The following is a 14785-nucleotide window of genomic DNA, read 5'->3' on the forward strand; positions in this document are numbered from 1 at the left end:
CAGGAAGCCTTGGCTATGCGGCATGATGCTCCGGCTTCAATTCAATAACCGTGTTGCACTCAGCTCCTGCAACCGCCCTGATTATTCGTTGCGTTTGATAAAGCCGCTCTTCTGTCGTGCTTTGCCAGTGGTCAAATAACGATCAATTGTGCGCCTGTATCGAGGTGAACGTAGTGTCTGTCAGCGCCGCTATTTGGAGCATTTGATTCGTGAAGATGAGGATTATCGTCTTTATGTTGACTATGTGTACGTCAATCCGCTCAAGTACGGCTTAGTTCGTCGCGTGCGGGGTTGGCCTTATTCAAGCTGTCATCGCTATGTGCGTGTCGGGCTGAATCCGGCAAATTGGTAGGGTTATGTTGATATGTCTAGACGGGGAGATTGATTCGCTGATTTTTTTGGAGGGGGCTGCGGCAAGCTTCTCCTCCATTGACGAATTACGCTTTCGGCTAATCCATCCTGCGTGATGGCGGTATCGTGGATTTCGTAGTCGTAGGGTGGAATCGCCAAAGGCGCTTCCTTCGCTTGCCGCGTATTACAGGGGTTACAGGCTCAACCTCATCGACAAGTCCACTGCCTTCACATCCTTGGTCAGCGCGCCAATCGAAATATAATCTACCCCTGTTTCGGCGATAGCGCGCAAGGTGCTGTCGTTGATCCCGCCTGAGGCCTCTAGCTTAGCGCGGCCTTGGCTGATGGCTACGGCCTGGCGCATTTCGTCTTGGCTCAGCTCATCGAGCATGATGATATCCGCGCCGGCATCTAAGGCTTCGCGCAGTTCCTCCAGGCTTTCCACTTCGACTTCTACCGGTTTGCCTGGGGCGATTTTGTGCGCCGCTGCGATGGCCTGGGCGATGCCGCCACAGGCGGCGATGTGGTTTTCTTTAATCAGAAAGGCGTCGTATAGGCCGATACGGTGGTTGTGGCAACCGCCTTGGGTGACGGCGTATTTCTGTGCCAGGCGCAGGCCAGGTAGGGTTTTGCGGGTGTCGAGCAGTTTCACCGCGGTGCCTTGCACCAGGTCGGCATAGTGTTGGCAGCGTGTGGCCACGGCGGAGAGGGTTTGCAGGAAGTTTAGGGCGCTGCGCTCGCCACTGAGCAGGGCGCGGGCGGGGCCTTCTAGTTCAAACAATACGTGGTTGGCCTCGGCGCGTTGGCCGTCCTGGATGTGCCAGTGCACGGCGACCCGTGGGTCGAGTTGACGGAATACCGTATCAACCCAGGCGCTGCCGCAGATGGTCGCAGTTTCACGGGTGATGACCTTGGCATGCGCCAGACGATCGGCGGGTATCAACTGGGCGGTGATGTCGCCGCTGCCGATATCCTCTGCCAGTGCGCGGCGCACGTTGGCCTCGATTTCGTTGGCGAGGTCGGCAAGGATCAGGTTAGGCATGATGGGCTCCAGTCGGCAGAATGCGCCGATTATAGAGTTTACCTGCTGTTTGCGCAGTGCTTACGGCTGCTCTCTGGCGGTTGTGGGGCTATGCTGGTGGAGATTCTTGGTCGGGCTGTGCGTTATAGCGTGCGGCAGTGGTCGCTGCAGATGACCGCTGGGAAGCTGCGGTGCTGCATCTGTGATCTGGGTCATGTCTGGATGAAAAGTCAGCTTGGTATGTGCGTGCACATCCCTATAATGGCTTTACTTTTTAGAATTGTTGACGCCAAGTCTTTGACGTTACGGATGGCGCTCAGTTGACCGCTGTGCAGATCGGTCCGCCCAAGAGGGGCAGTCTGCAGGAGACTCGCAATGAAGACTGATGCGAATGTAGTGCGCCTGAGCACGGTGAACCCTGAGCAATCGCCCACTTCACCGGTAGGAAGACTGCCTGTGGCGCTAACAACTGTACGTGACAACGCGGCGCAACAGCTGAAAACGGCGTTGCAGGCGCTGTTTGATAATGCCGACGATACGTTGTTTGAGATGGCCGATCGCGCCACCAGCAACGCCGAGCAGAATGCCTTTTTTGAGGCGATGCGCGATCTGCGTTTGAAGCGCAAAAATATTGAGCGTGGCTTCCTGCAGAAGGTCTTTGAAGCCTTTATCACGCTGAATCAATACGAAATTGGTAAGCCTGTAGCGTTGGAGCCGGTGTCTTTTGGCAACCTGTCGCTGGTGCAGGATGAGGCGCTGGAAGAGGTGGTGGCGCGTGACTCGATGGTGGCCAAGGTCATGAGTCGCGATGGCGTCGCGTTGGGGCATCTTACAGCGCGCCTCAATACTATGGTCAGCAAGAAGCTTGATGACAAAAGCAACCCAATTGGCCCGACTGCTCTGTGTGAGTCTTTCCTAGACGCTTGTAGCAGTCTTGGGGTTGAGATCAAGGTCAAGCTGATCATCCTCAAGTTGTTCGAGAAGTATGTGCTCAGCGGTCTCGATCAGCTCTATGCCGACGCTAATCAGGCATTGATCACTGCCGGAGTATTGCCAGAGCTCAAGTCGGCACCCGCGCGGCGAAATCCATCGCGTGCCAGCTCTTCAGCTAGCGGCGTGCGCGACGATAATCCGTTGCTGCGACCAGCTGAATTTGCCGATGAGGGTGTGCAGGAGGTTTTCAGCGCGCTGCAGGAGCTGCTGTCTCAGGCGCGTGGCACGCTGGTGCCGCAGCGCAATCGTCCGGCTAACGCCGTGCCGATTTCCAGCAATGACCTTATGCGCGTGCTCTCGCACATGCAGCAGCGTGCGCCGGCGCACGTAAACGATGATTTTGATTTGCGTGAGCAGTTGGAGAATCTGCTTGTCCGTGCCAGCGTCAAGGTGGGTAAGACGCGAGTAGTGGGTGAGGTTGATGAAGACGTTATCAATCTGGTGTCGATGCTGTTTGAGTTCATCCTAGATGACCGCACCTTGCCGGACTCGCTCAAGGCGCTGATCGGCCGTCTGCAGATACCGATGCTGAAAGTGGCGGTGATCGACAAAACCTTCTTCAGTCGTGGTAGCCATCCGGCCCGCCGCTTGCTCAATGAAATCGCCTCCGCGGCCCTCGGCTGGGGTGAGCAGGATGACGCGCAGCGCGACAGCCTGTATCAAAAGATAGAGCAGGTGGTGCAGCGTCTGCTCAACGACTTTGTTGACGACCCGCTGATTTTCTCTGAACTGCTGGCTGAGTTCCTCGCCTTTACCGGTGACGAGCGTCGGCGCAGCGAGCTGCTTGAGCAGCGCACGCGTGATGCCGAAGAAGGCAGTGCCAAAGCCGCGTTGGCGCGGCGTGAAGTTGAGCAGGCATTGAATCAGCGGCTGCTGGGTAAGACCCTGCCGGAAGTGGTGGTGCGCTTGCTGCAAGAGGCTTGGAGCAAGGTACTGATGCTTGCGTGCCTAAAGCACGGCGTTGAGTCAGACCAGTGGCAGGCCGCCTTGGCGACAATGGATGACCTGGTTTGGAGTGTTGAGCACCACGACGAACCCGAAGCGCGTATGCGCCTGCTGGAGATGGTGCCCAGCTTGCTCAAGGCGCTACGTGAGGGTATGGCCAGCGCGGCGTTTGATCCATTCTCTACCGGTGAATTCTTCAACCAGTTGGAAGCCTTGCATGTGCAAGCCTTCCAGCGCTTTAAGCGCAGCTTGCCGGAAGACAGTGCGCCGGCCGATACCCCGGTGCTTGCTGATATTACTGACGAGCAACGTGCTGAGCTGGCTGAGGTCGGGATGGACTTACCTCTGCTGGAACTGCCCGCTGCTGAGGCTGTTGAAGAGCCCGCGATGGTCGAGGTGATAGAAGAAATCATCCTGCTGGCGCCAGGCGAGTTGCGTGCCACCGAGCCAGAAATCAGCCTGCCTGACGATGATGAGGCGTTGCTGCAGGTGGATAACCTGCGCGTCGGCAGCTGGGTCGAGTTTCAGGAAGACGAAGAACACAAGCTGCGTTGCAAGCTGGCCGCAGTGATCAAGCCGACAGGTAAGTACATCTTCGTCAACCGCACCGGCATGAAGGTGTTGGAGAAGACCCGCATGGGCCTGGCTGTAGAGTTTCGCCGCAGTGCTATTCGCTTGCTGGATGACGCGCTGCTGTTTGACCGGGCGCTGGAGTCGGTGATCGGCAACCTGCGTAAGCTCAAAGGCACCTGATCAGCCGGTGCTAGCTAGTAATCACGCCGCCGTGGCTACCTCGGCGGCGTTTTTATTTGCGGCGCTGCAGTGAATGGCCTCGGCCCCAACAGTAAAGAGCTGGCCCGTGAATCGAACTCAAGTAAAAGCGTATCGCGGCCAAGCTTACTTCTGCGGGCGCTGTAACGCGTGCTTGGCGTTCACTCTTGGCCTTGAGGCGGCGCTGAACTAGAGTGGCCGCTTGATCAAGGAGCTTTTATGCAGCTGGACCCTTCCAGTGGCTGGTGCGATGGTGTCCAGCACTGTCCCTCGCCGAACTTCAACCAGCGGCCGCTGGGTGAGGTTTCTTTGTTGGTTATTCACAACATCAGCTTGCCGCCTGGCGAGTTCGGTACGGGCAAGGTGCAGGCGTTCTTTCAGAACCGGCTGGACGCGGATGAACATCCGTATTTCGCCAGCATCGCGAGCCTGCAGGTGTCCGCGCATTTCTTTATTGAGCGCAATGGCGCTGTCACGCAGTTTGTCTCTTGTAATGAGCGCGCCTGGCATGCGGGACAGTCGCGTTTTGCCGAGCGGGAAAACTGTAATGATTTTTCCCTAGGGATTGAGCTTGAAGGGACCGATGATCTGCCCTTTACGGCGGCGCAATATGCGGCGCTGATTGCGCTGACTCAGCAACTGCAAGCGGCTTATCCGGCCATCACTCTGGCGCGTATTTGCGGGCATAGCGATATCGCGCCAGGGCGCAAGACGGACCCCGGCCCTGCATTCGACTGGCAGCGTATGCGCCTGGCATTGCAGCAAGACAAGGAGCTGACATGAATTTTCTGGTGCTACTGCTGGTGCTGTGGGTCGAGAAATTCTCGGCCTGGCGTAAGCACATTCAACACGACGGCCCCTGGCTGCGGTTGTTAACGGCGCTTGAGCGCAAGCCGCAGTGGGCTGAGCGCCCCTGGCTGGTCTTGGCTGCACTGGTACTGCTGCCGCTGTTGGTGCTGGGGCTGATTCTATTGTTGTTAGAGCCGGTGGCATACGGCTGGCTAGCGCTGCCGGTGCATCTGGTGGTGGTGATCTACAGCCTGGGTCGCGGTGATCTGCTGGCGGCGTTAGGGCCGTTTCGCGACAGCTGGCGGCGTGGTGATGCCGAGGCTGCGTACCTGGTTGCCCGGCGTGATCTGGCGTTGGAGGCGGACGAAGAGGGCGAGTTACTGCAGCGCGTGCAGGGCCATTTGGTGTGGCAGGCCTATCAGAGTTTTTTCGCGGTGATCTTCTGGTACGCGCTGTTGGGCCCGGTGGCGGCGCTGGCGTATCGACTGGTTGCCTTGAGTAGCGAACACGCGACGTTGCCAGCCCTGCGTGAGGCGGCTGTGCAGGTACGCCATGGCCTCGATTGGCTGCCGGTGCGTGTGTTGGCTGCCAGCTTTGCCCTGGTGGGCAACTTTGCAGGGGTGAGCCGGGCGTTGCTGCACGAGCTGCTCAGCTGGGACATTAGCGCGGCGCAGCTGGTGATCATCACTGCGCGGGCGGCTGGCGAGATCCCGGAGCCGGTGATTGGCGAAGCCGGCGTCAGCAGCCTGGACGGGTTGTGGCAGTTGTTGGTGCGCGCAGCCGTGTTCTGGTACGCGGGGTTTGCCGTGTGGACCCTGCTTATCTAAGGCTCCGTGCCTCTTATATGCTGAGTCGCGCGGGACGGTTATGCGATGCCAGAGGCGCAGTCATGCTTAGGGTGGGTTAGGCGCGGGCAGCGGGCATGCATGCAGCGCCAGCCTCTGGTGCGCCGTAACCCTCCGTGGCGGCCAATCGATAAATCGTCGTATGGTGGGTTATGCCACGCCCAATTTGTGTGGCGATAGCTATACCTCTGCGCCGCTAACCCACCCTACAAAAGCGGACTTCAACTCCTCTCGTGTACAGCGGCTTATCTGAGGTCGTCGCTCCACAGCCAGGCCGCGCCGCGCACGCCGCTGGAGTCGCCGTGTTGGGCTTGCAGTAGGCGTGTATTGACCTGGTCGGAGAACACGTAGCGCGCCAGCAGCGGCATTACATCGGAGTAGAGCGCGCTGCTGTTGGACATGCCGCCGCCGAGGACGATGACGTGTGGGTCAATCAGGTTGATGACCGATGCCAAACCACGCGCCAGTTGGTCGCAATAACTCGAGAATGCCTGCTGCGCGGCGGAGTCGCCGGCTGTTGCGGCGCTTACCAGGGCACTCGCATCCAGGCCGAGGTTGCTACGCGCCGCCCAGCCCGGGCCACTTAAAAAGGTCTCGATGCAATCGTCCTTGCCGCAATAACAGCGCCGGCTCGGGCCGTCCTCGCTGCGCCGCCAAGGCAGAGGGTTATGCCCCCATTCGCCGGCAATGGCATTCGGCCCGCTGAGCAGTTGCTGGTGCACGACCAGACCGCCGCCGACGCCTGTGCCGAGAATCACCCCGAATACGCTAGGCGCTCCCGCGCCGGCCCCATCGCAGGCTTCTGAGAGGGCAAAGCAGTCGGCGTCGTTGGCCAGGCGTACCGGGCGCTGCAGGCGCTGTTCGAGGTCGGCCTGTAAATCTTGGTCAATCAGGCACAGGGAGTTGGCGTTCTTGATCCTTCCATGGTCAGGCGAGCGCGTGCCAGGGATACCGACCCCGACACTGCCGCGCGTGCCCAGCTCGCGTTCGCATTCCTCCACTAAGTGAGCGATTAACTCGACGGTTTGCCGGTAATCGCCTCGTGGGGTTGGGGCGCGGCGGCGTAAGACCTGGCGGCCGTTATCCAGGGCGATGATTTCGACTTTGCTGCCACCCAAATCAATACCCAGCTTCAGCGGTGTGTGCATCATTAACCTTAAGTTACAGAGGTTGAAGTCGATAAGAGGTATACATGGCGCCATGCTCGGTCGCAATTTTGTGACAGTCGTCACGTCAATCACCCGCTATTTATCCGGTTGATTCACGTGCCGTAGGTCGAGCAACAAGGGACATGTAGGGCGCACATTTGCCATTGTGCGCGGCCTATTTGTAACCTGACACAACAATAATTAGAACTGGAGACGTCCTGTGAAGACCGTGCTGTATCCGGCCATCGCGCTAATGAACCGCCTCAGCTTCGGCATGAAATTCAGCTTGATCAGTGTGCTGTTCTTTCTGCCCATGCTCGTCACCAACTTCTACTTGGTGCGTGACTCCTACCGTCAATTTGTCAGCACCCAAGCGGCACTCGAAAGTATCGACCTGCTGGGCGAAAGCCTGACGCTGCGGCGTAACCTTGAGGACTTTGTCGACCTCATCGAGATCAACGCCATGATCGGTCAGTCTGGCCAGGCGGGTGATCTGGAGGCGCGTCTGACGAAGCTTCACGCGACGATTTCCAGTGCGCTGCAGGGCATGGCGGCGGTGGTGCGCGAGCCCGAGCAGATCGACGAGTTCAACAACAAGCGCGATGAGTTGATTGCTGAGCTCGCGGCGGTACAAAGTGAGACGTCCCTGCAAAGCAAGATTGCCCTGGCGGAAAAACTGCTGGGCTCCTCGCAGGTGTTTATCAAGCTGGTCACGAGTCAGGCTGGTTTGAGTCAGGACCGTCAGGGCGCGATTCGGCAGATGGTCGAACTGGTGAGTGTGGCCACGCCCAAGGTTACAGCAGCGCTTAGCGAAGGACGGGCCATTGGCGCTTACTCGCTGGCGCAGGGCTTTCTTAATTCATCAGCCAGTACGGCGTTTGATGAGCTGCTGCTGGAGCTGGAAAAGCTGCATGCCGAGTACGGCCTAAGTCTTCAAACATCGCTCAACAGCAGCGCGCAGGCACGCACGGTGTTGGCGAGCCCAGCCGCAAGCAGCCTGGAAACCCTGAAAACCATGGCGGTGTTGTTCGAGGACAAAGTGGTCATCGCCGACTCGTTGGATATGCCGTGGGCGCAGTTCTACAACGATGTCAGCGCGGCAATGGAGCAGACCTACCAACTTAACAGCGCCGTGCTGGTGTTCCTCGACCAGCAACTGCAGGTTCGCCTGCAAGAAAACCGTGTGCAGATGGTGCTGCTGGTGGTTGCCCTGGTGGTGGTGTTCCTGCTGATTGTTTATTTGTATAGCGGCTTTTATGTGTCGATCCGCACCACCCTGAAGAACCTTGGCCAGGTGATGAACCAGGTGGCTGCTGGCGATATGACTGTGAGCTTCAAGGCGCAAAGTCGTGATGAGTTGGGCGAGCTGGGTCAGGTGTTCAATGAAACGGTAGGCAAAATTCACCAGCTGATCGAGCGTGTTGGGCAAACGGTTGTCGAAGTTGAGCGCCAGGCCGATCGTGTACAGCAGATCTCCGGGGAAAGTAACCAGGCCGTCGCCGGGCAGCGTGGGCAAATTGACCAGATTGCCACCGCGATGAACCAGATGTCCGCCACTGCACAAGAAGTGGCGCACAGCGCCGCTGCTGCCGTGGGTAGTGCGCAGAGCGTGAATGATGAAACGGTCAGTGGCCGTGCGCTGGTCGAGTCGCAGGTCGGCAGCATCCAGCGCCTGGCGGGTGAGATTGACCAGTCGGTGGCCGTGATCAACAAGTTGGCCAGTGACAGCGCCTCGATCAGCCAGGTGCTGGACGTGATAAAGGGCATTGCCGAGCAGACCAACTTGCTGGCGCTGAATGCTGCCATTGAGGCGGCGCGAGCGGGTGAGCAGGGCCGTGGTTTTGCTGTGGTGGCCGATGAGGTGCGCAACCTGGCCAAGCGTACCCAGCAGTCCACTCAGGAAATCGAGTCGATGATCGCCACGCTGCAAGGCGGTGTTGGCGCAGCGGTCAAAGCGATGAGCTCCAGCCACGCGATGGCCGACAACACGGTCAAGGAGTCCGGCAAGGTGCAGCAGGCGCTGGAGAATATCCTCGGGGCGGTGGGCATGATCGTTGATCAAAACCAGCAGATCGCCACCGCAGCCGAAGAGCAGACAGCCGTGGCCCATGATATTGACCAGAACATTGTCGAAATCAGCCAGGCTGGCGAACGCACTGCCGAAGGTGCCAGCCAGACCGAGCAGGCCAGCCTTGAGCTGTCCGGGCTGGTGGCCCGCTTGAAACAGTTGATCAGCACCTTCCGCGTTTAAGCGTTCTGCCGCATCAACAAGGCCCACCTACGAGGTGGGCCTTGTCATTTTTGTCGGGTGGCGGCTGCGCGCCCGGATTGGCGCGGCTCTAGACGTTAGTTCCAGCCAAACACTTCGGTCGCATTGCGGCTGCTGGCGCTGGCCAGCACGTCGCTGCTGATACCGCGCAACTCAGCCAGGGCTGCGCAGATGTCAGGCAGGTACTCCGGGCTGTTGCGCTGGTTGGGATGCATCGCCGGCGCCATGTCCGGTGAGTCGGTTTCCAGTACGATGGCCTCCAATGGCAGTTGCGCGACCACCTTGCGCAGGCGCAGCGCTTGCGGCCAGGTCGGCGCGCCACCGAGGCCAAGTTTGAAACCCAGCTTGAGGTATTCGCGGGCCTCCTCGTAGCTGCCGGCGAAGGCGTGGATGATGCCGCCACGCGCAGGCTTGAGGCGTTTGAGGGTGGCAATGGTCGCGGCGTGGGCGCGGCGTACATGCAGCAGGGCGGGCAGCTCGAATTCAATGGCCAGCTTGAGCTGTGCTTCAAACAGCTGTTGCTGCCGTTGGCGATCCAGCTGTTCGAGAAAGTAGTCCAGGCCGAACTCGCCCACCGCACAGAGTTTGGGGTGGCCGGCGCAGCGGGCTAGCCAGTCGCGCAGAGCATGCAAGTACTCCAAGCGATGCTCATCGAGATACACCGGGTGCAGGCCGAAGGCGGCGTACAGGCCATCTTCTGCCCGCGCCAGATCCCACACGCGCTGCCAGTTGGCCTGATGCACGCCAAGCACCACTAAACGCTCGACCCCAGCTGTACGACAACGGGCGAGCAGTTCGTCGCGATCGGCATCGAAGTCGGGGAAATCCAGGTGGGTGTGGGTATCGATCAGGTGCATGGCATCAAGGCTGGAGCGCGCATTTATAGGGGGTTGAATGGCCGCGGCGGTATGCAGTCATGCCTAGCGGGTGGTTTAGCCTATGCGAGCACGGCCCTTGTGGGAAGCAAGCAGCGCTTGCTTGGCCGAGCCTTGGGCGGTCAGCATGCGGCTTAGCAGATTGGACGGGTTGCGGTAGATGATGTTTAGCCTCAATAACATGGTGCTGGCCGGCGCAGCGTTGCTGCTGGCCTGTGTGTTCTTTCAGCCACGTCTGATGGCTGCACCCGGTTGGCACGCAACCGTGACGCCGCTGGCGTCGATTATCGGCTCCGGCTTCCTGGTGGCCGGGCCGATTCTCGCGCATGCCGTTGGCCCCTTGGCCTGGCTGGCGATGTTGGCCTTGTGTGGTTTGAGCTACTGGTTTGGCGCAGCCATCCGCTACAACATCCGTTATGTGGAGCCGAGCCTGCTGGCTCAGCCGCCGCGTTACCAGGTTGGCCTGGAGCGCCTGTCCGAGCTGGCGCTGGCGTTGGCCTACTTTGTTTCGGTGGCCTACTACCTGAACTTGTTTGCTGCCTTTGGTATGCGCTTGGGCGATGTGATTGATCCCCTATGGACGCGGGTATTGGCGACGGTGGTGATCGCCAGTATCGGGTTGCTCGGTGCGCTGCGCGGCTTGGCCGGGCTGGAGCGGCTAGAGGTGATGGTGGTGGCCTTGAAGCTGTCGCTGATCGGTGGGCTGGTGGTGATGCTGGCGCAGGTCAACCTGTCGGCGCTGCTGGACGGCTCACTCAATTGGGCGGGGCAAGCGCATCTGCAAGGCATGCAGCAACTTGAAGTGCTGTTGGGCCTGGTGATTTTGGTGCAAGGCTTTGAAACCTCGCGTTACCTCGGCAGCCAATACGATGCCACCACCCGTATCAAGAGCATGCGTTGGGCGCAGTGAATCGCTTGCGCGATCTATATGGCGTTCTTGTTGTTGATTACCGGCTTGTTCAAAGGCCAACTGCCACCAGAGGGCGGTGAGACGGCGATCATCGACTTGCTGCGGCCGCTGGGGCTGCTGGTCGCACCGCTGCTGATTCTTACCGCGTTGGCGTCGCAGTTATCGGCGGCAGTCGCCGATATGAATGGGACCGGCGGGCTGCTGGCGGAGTCGTCAGGGCGGCGCTTGCCGGTGCGCTTAGGCAATCTGGTCACCGCTCTGGTGGCGATAGCGATCACCTGGACGGCGAACATCTACGAGATCATCACCTATGCCTCGAAGATGTTTGTCATCTACTACGGCTTGCAAGCATTGCAGGCCGCATTGGCGGCATGGCGACGTGGCCAGCGCTGGCACGCGGCGGGGTTTGCGGCGGGGGTGGGGGTGGCGTTGGCGATTATTGTGCTGGCCAAGCCGGTGGCGGCTTAGTCGAGTCACGCGTAAGGGATTGAGCCGCAGCCCAGCGGCGAGAAGGGGTCTCGCCGCTGGCGTTCGCGTTAGTGAGTCTCGCGGGTGGCGCGGAATTTCACGTCTGGCCAGCGCTCTTCCATCAGCGCCAGGTTGACTCGCGTCGGCGCCAAGTAGGTGAGGTGACCGCCGCCGTCCAGCGCCAGGTTTTCCACGGCCTTGTTGGAGAATTCCTCCAGCTTCTTCTTGTCGCTGCACTCAATCCAGCGTGCCGACCACACGGTAATCGGCTCATAGGCGCACTCGACCTTGTATTCCTCTTTCAGGCGGCTGGCGACCACATCGAACTGCAGCACACCGACTGCGCCGAGGATGATGTCGTTGCTGCGCTCGGGGAAGAACACCTGAGTCGCGCCTTCTTCGGCCAGCTGCTGCAAGCCCTGGCGCAGTTGCTTGGATTTCAGCGGGTCTTTCAGGCGCACGCGGCGGAACAGCTCCGGGGCGAAGTGTGGAATACCGGTGAAGCTCAGGGCTTCGCCTTCACTGAAGGTGTCGCCGATCTGGATGGTGCCGTGGTTGTGCAGGCCGATGATGTCGCCGGCATAAGCCTCGACCAGCATCTCGCGCTCGCTGGAGAAGAAGGTCAGGGCGTCGCCAATGCGCAGGTCTTTGCCGGTGCGCACGTGGCGCATCTTCATGCCTTGGCTGTATTTGCCCGAGCAAATGCGCATAAAGGCGATACGGTCGCGGTGTTTGGGGTCCATGTTCGCCTGGATCTTGAACACGAAGCCGGTGAATTTCTCTTCCACGGGTTCTACGGTGCGCTCGTTGGCCACGCGGGCCAGCGGTTTGGGTGCCCAGTTGACCACGGCGTCCAGCACATGATCGACGCCGAAGTTGCCCAGCGCGGTGCCGAAGAACACCGGGGTCAATTGACCATTCATGAACTCGTCCTGATCGAACTCATGGCAGGCGCCTTGGACCAGTTCCAGCTGCTCGATAAAGCGCTCGTACTCATCGCCCAGGTGTGCGCGGGCTTCGTCGGAGTCGAGTTTCTCGATGATCTTGGTTTCGGTGCGCTCGTGGCCGTGGCCAGCGGTGTAGACGATGATGTAGTCGTCTTTGAGGTGATACACACCCTTGAAGTCGCGGTAGCAGCCAATCGGCCAGGTGATCGGCGCCGCCTTGATCTTGAGGACGGCTTCGATCTCGTCGAGCAGCTCAATCGGGTCGCGGATATCACGGTCGAGTTTGTTAACGAAGCTGACAATCGGTGTGTCGCGCAGGCGGCACACGTCCATCAGGGCGATGGTACGTGGCTCAACACCCTTACCGCCGTCGAGCACCATCAGCGCGCTGTCTACCGCAGTCAGGGTGCGGTAGGTGTCTTCCGAGAAGTCTTCGTGACCGGGGGTGTCGAGCAGGTTGATCATGTGATCGCGGTAGGGGAACTGCATCACCGAGGTGGTGATGGAGATGCCGCGCTGCTTTTCCATTTCCATCCAGTCGGAGGTGGCATGGCGGTCGGACTTACGCGACTTCACCGTGCCCGCGACCGAAATCGCCTTACCCATCAGCAGGAGTTTCTCGGTAATCGTGGTTTTACCGGCGTCGGGGTGAGAGATGATCGCAAACGTACGGCGTTTGGCGACTTCGGCGGCCTGGATGGTCATTGTGCGAGAACCCGTCGACTGAATAGTCGGTCTGTCAAAAAAGGCGGCGATTATAACGGTAAACGTCATCGCGCGCGGTGGCCTGTGGTCAGGGGATAAAACCTTGGGTTTTTCCGTCTTTGTGCAGCATTCCATGACGTTTTGTTTTGAATATAAAACGATCAATCAATAAGACGACAACCAGGGTCAAAAGCACGGCATTTTTGATTGATCTAAGCTGCCCATGGCCCTAAAGTTCGCGCCCGAACGTCCATGCTGGCAACGATCCATCCGGCTCAAGTACTGACGACGAGAGACCTTGCGGTACTCGGCGACATGCCTTGGGAAGTAGGCGAACCAAAGTGGGGAAACTGATCAGACGTTCTGGGCCGTTCGCGGCCGCCCCCTGAAACGCAGTTGAACCTGTGCCCGGTTTAGCTGCCCGAATTAGTGTGTTTCTGGTTTTGCCATATGGAGTCGAGCATGTCGATCAAGGTCGAAGATTATTACGCACCCGCCACTTTTCAGCGTATGAAGGCGTTTGCCGATACCCAGGAAACCCCGTTTGTGGTGATCGATACCGCGATCATCAGCAAGGCCTACGATGACCTGCGCGCCGGTTTCGAATTCGCCAAGGTGTATTACGCGGTCAAGGCCAACCCGGCAGTCGAGATTATCGACCTGCTCAAGGATAAAGGCTCCAGCTTCGACATCGCCTCCATCTATGAGCTGGACAAAGTGATGGGCCGTGGCGTCAGCGCCGACCGCATCAGCTACGGCAACACCATCAAGAAATCCAAGGACATTCGCTACTTCTATGAGAAGGGCGTGCGTCTGTATGCCACCGACTCGGAAGCGGACCTGCGCAATATCGCCAAGGCCGCGCCGGGCTCGAAAGTCTATGTGCGCATTCTCACTGAAGGCTCCACCACCGCTGACTGGCCACTGTCGCGCAAATTCGGCTGCCAGACTGACATGGCCATGGACCTGCTGATTCTCGCTCGCGATCTGGGGCTGGTGCCTTATGGCTTGTCGTTCCACGTCGGCTCGCAGCAGCGCGATATTTCCGTGTGGGATGCGGCGATTGCCAAGGTCAAGGTGATCTTTGAGCGCCTGAAAGAAGAAGACGGTATTACCCTCAAGCTGATCAACATGGGCGGCGGCTTCCCGGCCAACTACATCACCCGTACCAACAGCCTGGAAACCTACGCCGAAGAGATCATTCGCTTCCTCAAGGAGGATTTCGGCGACGATCTGCCGGAAATCATTCTTGAACCGGGCCGTTCGCTGATTGCCAATGCCGGCATCCTGGTCAGTGAAGTGGTGCTGGTGGCGCGTAAGTCGCGCACCGCTGTAGAGCGCTGGGTGTATGTCGATGTGGGCATGTTCAGCGGCCTGATCGAAACCATGGGTGAGGCGATCAAGTTCCCTCTTTACACCGAGAAGAAGGGTGAGATGGAAGAGGTGGTGATCGCCGGGCCAACCTGCGACAGCGCCGACATCATGTATGAGAACTACAAGTACGGCCTGCCGCTGAACCTGGCCATCGGCGACCGTGTTTATTGGTTGTCTACCGGTGCCTATACCACCAGCTACAGCGCTGTTGAGTTCAATGGTTTTCCGCCGTTGAAATCGTTCTACCTGTAAGGCTGTATTGCTTTTGCTAAAACCCCGCCTCGGCGGGGTTTTTTGTGGTGCGCCAGGCATGGCGCGTAGCGCCGTGACTGGCGCTGTCGGGTTCACTGTGGTGGTGAGCCTGGCGACTTGGA

The 14785-nt window shown here is 59.2% G+C and carries 11 protein-coding genes and 1 pseudogene; 8 read left to right on the forward strand and 4 right to left on the reverse strand.

Annotation, left to right across the window (positions count from 1 at the left end; translation table 11 throughout):
- Positions 1-544: 544 nt before the first annotated feature.
- Positions 545-1393: a carboxylating nicotinate-nucleotide diphosphorylase gene (gene nadC, locus N1078_RS18505; protein ID WP_274089563.1), complete on the reverse strand. Its 849-nt coding sequence runs from the start codon at positions 1391-1393 to the stop codon at positions 545-547.
- 354 nt (positions 1394-1747) lie between these two features.
- On the opposite strand from nadC, the gene N1078_RS18510 reads away from it, so the two are divergent.
- From N1078_RS18510 to ampE, 3 genes are all read left to right on the forward strand, one after another.
- Complete coding sequence (locus tag N1078_RS18510) at positions 1748-4063, forward strand: DUF1631 domain-containing protein (RefSeq protein WP_274089564.1); 2316 nt, start codon at positions 1748-1750, stop codon at positions 4061-4063.
- A gap of 237 nt (positions 4064-4300) precedes the next feature.
- On the forward strand, positions 4301-4864 hold the full coding sequence (gene ampD, locus N1078_RS18515; protein WP_274089565.1) for a 1,6-anhydro-N-acetylmuramyl-L-alanine amidase AmpD: 564 nt from the start codon (positions 4301-4303) through the stop codon (positions 4862-4864).
- Positions 4861-5697 (forward strand): regulatory signaling modulator protein AmpE, encoded by an 837-nt coding sequence (ampE, locus tag N1078_RS18520; RefSeq protein WP_274089566.1) that lies wholly within the window; start codon positions 4861-4863, stop codon positions 5695-5697. The genes ampD and ampE overlap by 4 nt, the downstream gene beginning before the upstream one ends.
- A gap of 263 nt (positions 5698-5960) precedes the next feature.
- On the opposite strand, the gene N1078_RS18525 is transcribed toward ampE, so the two are convergent.
- A complete protein-coding gene (locus tag N1078_RS18525; RefSeq protein ID WP_274089567.1) occupies positions 5961-6863 on the reverse strand; it encodes an ROK family protein in 903 nt (300 codons plus the stop codon).
- 1189 nt (positions 6864-8052) lie between these two features.
- On the opposite strand from N1078_RS18525, the pseudogene N1078_RS19745 reads away from it, so the two are divergent.
- A pseudogene (locus N1078_RS19745) lies at positions 8053-8256 on the forward strand (HAMP domain-containing protein); the annotation flags it as partial.
- A gap of 153 nt (positions 8257-8409) precedes the next feature.
- Positions 8410-9114, forward strand: a complete 705-nt coding sequence (locus N1078_RS19750; protein WP_443218123.1) for a methyl-accepting chemotaxis protein — start codon at positions 8410-8412, stop codon at positions 9112-9114.
- A 95-nt stretch (positions 9115-9209) separates the two neighbouring features.
- Here the strand turns inward: N1078_RS19750 and N1078_RS18535 are convergent, their stop codons facing one another.
- A complete protein-coding gene (locus N1078_RS18535; protein ID WP_274089569.1) occupies positions 9210-9989 on the reverse strand; it encodes a TatD family hydrolase in 780 nt (259 codons plus the stop codon).
- Positions 9990-10167: 178 nt separating this feature from the next.
- On the opposite strand from N1078_RS18535, the gene N1078_RS18540 reads away from it, so the two are divergent.
- Both N1078_RS18540 and N1078_RS18545 read left to right on the forward strand, forming a co-directional pair.
- Positions 10168-10917 carry a hypothetical protein gene (locus N1078_RS18540; RefSeq protein ID WP_274089570.1) on the forward strand — a complete coding sequence of 250 codons (750 nt, stop codon included), beginning with the start codon at positions 10168-10170 and terminating at the stop codon, positions 10915-10917.
- 18 nt (positions 10918-10935) lie between these two features.
- Complete coding sequence (locus N1078_RS18545) at positions 10936-11385, forward strand: hypothetical protein (RefSeq protein ID WP_274089571.1); 450 nt, start codon at positions 10936-10938, stop codon at positions 11383-11385.
- 68 nt (positions 11386-11453) lie between these two features.
- Here the strand turns inward: N1078_RS18545 and N1078_RS18550 are convergent, their stop codons facing one another.
- Positions 11454-13037: a peptide chain release factor 3 gene (locus tag N1078_RS18550; RefSeq protein WP_274089572.1), complete on the reverse strand. Its 1584-nt coding sequence runs from the start codon at positions 13035-13037 to the stop codon at positions 11454-11456.
- 462 nt (positions 13038-13499) lie between these two features.
- Here N1078_RS18550 and N1078_RS18555 point away from each other — a divergent pair, with 462 nt between their 5' ends.
- Positions 13500-14663, forward strand: a complete 1164-nt coding sequence (locus tag N1078_RS18555) for a type III PLP-dependent enzyme (protein WP_274089573.1) — start codon at positions 13500-13502, stop codon at positions 14661-14663.
- Positions 14664-14785: the final 122 nt, after the last annotated feature.

Origin of the sequence: Pseudomonas sp. MIL19 (assembly GCF_028680365.1) — a bacterium.
Taxonomy (GTDB): Bacteria; Pseudomonadota; Gammaproteobacteria; order Pseudomonadales; family Pseudomonadaceae; genus Aquipseudomonas; species Aquipseudomonas spirodelae.

Bases quoted from the DNA above. Each gene is read 5' to 3' on its own strand.
- nadC (WP_274089563.1), bottom strand. From the start codon at position 1,393: ATGCCTAACCTGATCCTTGCCGACCTCGCCAACGAAATCGAGGCCAAC.
- N1078_RS18510 (WP_274089564.1), top strand. From the start codon at position 1,748: ATGAAGACTGATGCGAATGTAGTGCGCCTGAGCACGGTGAACCCTGAG.
- ampD (WP_274089565.1), top strand. From the start codon at position 4,301: ATGCAGCTGGACCCTTCCAGTGGCTGGTGCGATGGTGTCCAGCACTGT.
- ampE (WP_274089566.1), top strand. From the start codon at position 4,861: ATGAATTTTCTGGTGCTACTGCTGGTGCTGTGGGTCGAGAAATTCTCG.
- N1078_RS18525 (WP_274089567.1), bottom strand. From the start codon at position 6,863: ATGCACACACCGCTGAAGCTGGGTATTGATTTGGGTGGCAGCAAAGTC.
- N1078_RS19750 (WP_443218123.1), top strand. From the start codon at position 8,410: ATGTCCGCCACTGCACAAGAAGTGGCGCACAGCGCCGCTGCTGCCGTG.
- N1078_RS18535 (WP_274089569.1), bottom strand. From the start codon at position 9,989: ATGCACCTGATCGATACCCACACCCACCTGGATTTCCCCGACTTCGAT.
- N1078_RS18540 (WP_274089570.1), top strand. From the start codon at position 10,168: ATGATGTTTAGCCTCAATAACATGGTGCTGGCCGGCGCAGCGTTGCTG.
- N1078_RS18545 (WP_274089571.1), top strand. From the start codon at position 10,936: ATGGCGTTCTTGTTGTTGATTACCGGCTTGTTCAAAGGCCAACTGCCA.
- N1078_RS18550 (WP_274089572.1), bottom strand. From the start codon at position 13,037: ATGACCATCCAGGCCGCCGAAGTCGCCAAACGCCGTACGTTTGCGATC.
- N1078_RS18555 (WP_274089573.1), top strand. From the start codon at position 13,500: ATGTCGATCAAGGTCGAAGATTATTACGCACCCGCCACTTTTCAGCGT.